The 2313-nt window shown below is 38.9% G+C and carries 1 protein-coding gene; it reads right to left on the bottom strand.

From position 1 onward, the window contains the following. Window positions 1-2313, bottom strand: a 2313-nt coding sequence (locus tag ACHRVL_RS22985; RefSeq protein WP_395415591.1) for a SprB repeat-containing protein, incomplete at both ends; no start/stop codon positions are given.

Below are 2313 nucleotides of genomic sequence, written 5' to 3' on the forward strand. Positions count from 1 at the left end.
TAACATCACTTTTAACTTCTTTGAAAACAATTGGCAAGTTTCCATTACAATTGTCAGAAGCTTCCATATTAAATGGTTCTGGAACGGCATCACAAGAAACAGTACTATCTGATGGCAGATCACCAACGAAAGTTGGTTTTGTTGTATCCTGAATTGTAATTATTTGAGTAAATGTTTCAGAGATATTTCCGCAATCATCTTTTACAGTCCAAGTATTGGTGTAAGTACCTGCATTTCCGCATTCTTGAGAAGCTTTAAATTCACCGCTTACTTTATCAAGATTAGCCACATTAGTATCACATGCATCAGTTGCAGCAGGGAATAAGGCTTGAGCAGCTGCTAAAGCTTGCGCGTCGCTGCATTCTACTGTTCTGTTTAAGGAATCAGCTTCAGTTGACCAAGTTGGCGCAGCAGTGTCTTGAATTGTAATTGTTTGAGTGAATTTTTCAGAAATGTTTCCGCAAGCATCTGTAACGGTCCAAGTATTAGTATAAGTGCCGGCATTTTTGCATCCTTCGATTGCTTTAAATTCACCGCTTACTTTATCAAGATTTGAAACACTAGTATCGCAGGCATCAATAGCAGTTGGGAATAAAGCTTGGGCTGCTGTTAAAGTTTGCGCATCGTTGCATTCTATTGTTCTGTCTAAAGAAGCTGTTTCAGTGGACCATGTTGGTGCAGTAGTGTCTTGAATTGTAATTACTTGTGTAAAAGTTTCAGAAGTGTTTCCACAAGCATCTGTCACTGTCCAAGTATTGGTGTAAGTTCCTGCATTTCCGCATTCTGTAGAAGCTTTAAACTCACCTTTTACTTTGTCAATATTAGAAACATCTTGATCGCAAGTATCAGTTGCAGTTGGCAGTAAAGCTTGTGCCGCTGCCAAAGCTTGTGCATCGCTGCATTCTACTGTTCGGTCTAAAGAAGCTGTTTCAGTTGACCAAGTTGGTTTTGTTTTATCTTGTACATTAATTGTTTGACTTACTGGAAGTGAAATGTTACCACACTCATCTTTTGCTGTCCAAGTTCTTGTAACTGAATAAGAACCGGCACAGTTACCTTGAGTGGTAACATCTTCGTAAGTTAAAATCGGAGTATTACCACCATTATCAGTTGCGGTTGCCTGAGTAAATACAGGTAATGCTGGACAATTAATAGTAGAAGTTTCTGGTAATGGATCTATTATTGGTTTAATAGAATCTCCATCTATAATAGTTACCGTTTTTGTGATTGTACATAAGTTAGCGTCTTTAACAGTAACAATATATGTTCCTGCTTGAAGCCCAGTAGCTGTAGCTCCTGTTTGAATAGGAGTTGTATTCCAAGAATAAGTGTAAGGGCTTGTTCCTCCAGCTGGAATTACAGTTGCAGAACCTGTTGTGCCTCCACCACAAGCTACATTAACTTGCGTTGTAGTTGCACTTAAAGGATCTTGCGGCTGACCAATGGTAACTTCACATTTTGTAGTGTAACCTAATTTATCTGTAACTGTAACTGAATGCAATCCGGCAGTTAAAGCATTAGCAGTTGCAGTTGTTTCTCCATTATCCCATTCATAAGTATATTCACCATTTCCTCCAACAGCTGTTACAGTTGCTTTACCAGTATTACCACCGTAACATTTTACGGTTGCATCTTGTAAGATGCTGCAGGCTAATACATTTGGTTGCGTAATTTGTACCGTACATTCTGTAAAGCAGCCATTTGCATCTGTAACTTTTACACTATGCATTCCTGCGTTTAATGCTGTGGCTTTTTGTGTAATTTCACCATTATCCCATAAGTAAGTATAACCAGGAGTACCGCCAAGTACGGATACAGTTGCTTCACCATTACTTAAACCATTTGCAGTTACAGGTTTGTTTTGAACTACTGAACATGAAAGGGCTTGAGCCGGCTGTCCAATTACAATTGTTTCAACTGTAGTACATCCATTAGCATCCGTAACGGTAACTTCATAACTTCCATTGCCAATTGCAGTTAAATCCTGAGTCGTATTAGCAATAGCAATTCCTCCTTTTTTCCAAGAATAAGTATAAGCTCCAGTTCCTCCTGCTACAGTCAGATCAATGGCTCCAGTTAATTGTCCGAAACATTTTACATCCGTTTTAGAAGACACTGTTATAGCTAATGCCGCATTTGGCTGTCCAATTACAATTGTTTCAACTGCAGTACATCCATTAGCATCCGTAACGGTAACTTCATAACTTCCATTGCCAATTGCAGTTAAATCCTGAGTCGTATTAGCAATAGCAATTCCTCCTTTTTTCCAAGAATAAGTATAAGCTCCAGTTCCTCCTGCTACAGTCAGATCAA

Origin of the sequence: Flavobacterium sp. FlaQc-28 (genome assembly GCF_044007415.1) — a bacterium.
Taxonomy (GTDB): Bacteria; Bacteroidota; Bacteroidia; order Flavobacteriales; family Flavobacteriaceae; genus Flavobacterium.